Raw genomic sequence first — 1,094 nt, 5'->3', positions numbered from 1 at the left:
AGGCCCAGGGCGTCGAGCATGATCGACTTGCCGGCGCCGGTTTCCCCTGTGATCACGCTCATTCCGCGATCGAGTTCGAGATCGAGATGTTCAACGATGGCGTAGTTGTGTACGGACAGGTGCACCAGCATAAAGGCCGCTCCCAGGCTTTAGGTCTGGTTATTTATACAGTGTTTTGTTTCTGGCTGACAATGCCCTCGCTTAGCTCGTTTCGCTCGATCCGACGAAATCGTTAGCGCAGCAAGGAATACCGATACAAAGCTTTTTGTAGGGTTAATCACGTCTGGCCCCTTGAAGCCGGATTTTGCGGCCCCATATAGCTGGACAGAAGCGCGAGTAGAGCTCGCGGACGATATTGAAAGGAGAATTCTATGGCTGACGAACAGACAGTGGATACGCAAAATCTAGACGCCGATCAGGCTTCTCAAGCTTCGGGTGATGATCTGGCGGCTCGGGTACAAGTGCTCGAAGAGCAGTTGGCCGGCGCACAGGATCAGGCTTTGCGTGTGGCCGCCGATCTGCAGAACGTCCGCCGTCGCGCCGAGCAGGATGTCGAGAAGGCTCACAAGTTCGCGCTGGAAAAGTTCGCCGGTGACCTGCTGCCGATCATCGACAGCCTGGAGCGCGGCCTGGAATTGTCCAGCCCGGATGACGAAAGCATCCGTCCAATGCGCGAAGGCATCGAGCTGACCCTGAAAATGTTCCAGGACACGTTGAAGCGTTATCAGCTGGAAGCCATCGATCCGCATGGCGAACCGTTCAACGCCGTTCTTCATCAGGCGATGGCCATGCAGGAAAGCGCCGATGTCGAGCCGAACAGCGTGCTCAAGGTGTTCCAGAAGGGTTACCAGCTCAATGGCCGCCTGCTGCGCCCGGCAATGGTCGTGGTCAGCAAGGCGCCTGCACCGGTTTCGCCTTCTATTGACGAGCAGGCTTGAAATTAGCCGCAAGGCCCCCATTTAGAAGTCAAGCGTTTAAGTGCTACCGCAGTTAGCCACCACTGCTGCGGCAACCAAATCCAAAAGTTTCGGGAGAGTGAACATGGGCAAAATTATCGGTATCGACCTGGGGACTACCAACTCCTGCGTCTCCGT

The 1,094-nt window shown here is 56.0% G+C and carries 2 protein-coding genes; one reads left to right on the top strand and one right to left on the bottom strand.

Annotation, left to right across the window (positions count from 1 at the left end):
* Positions 1-131 (bottom strand): AAA family ATPase (locus D8V06_RS27905; RefSeq protein ID WP_130932243.1); only part of this gene is annotated, 131 nt, incomplete at its 3' end.
* A 240-nt stretch (positions 132-371) separates the two neighbouring features.
* Between D8V06_RS27905 and grpE the strand changes: the two genes are divergently transcribed.
* Positions 372-938, top strand: coding sequence for a nucleotide exchange factor GrpE (gene grpE, locus D8V06_RS27895; protein ID WP_056854957.1), 567 nt, complete (start codon positions 372-374; stop codon positions 936-938).
* The last annotated feature ends 156 nt before the right edge of the window (positions 939-1,094 follow it).

Source organism: Pseudomonas sp. Sample_24, from assembly GCF_004307605.1.
Lineage (GTDB): Bacteria > Pseudomonadota > Gammaproteobacteria > Pseudomonadales > Pseudomonadaceae > Aquipseudomonas.
The sequence above is the reverse complement of the archived record's forward strand: the minus strand, read 5'-3'. Positions and strand labels throughout refer to the sequence as shown.

Coding starts and splice junctions, on each gene's coding strand:
- grpE (WP_056854957.1), top strand. CDS start 372: ATGGCTGACGAACAGACAGTGGATACGCAAAATCTAGACGCCGATCAG.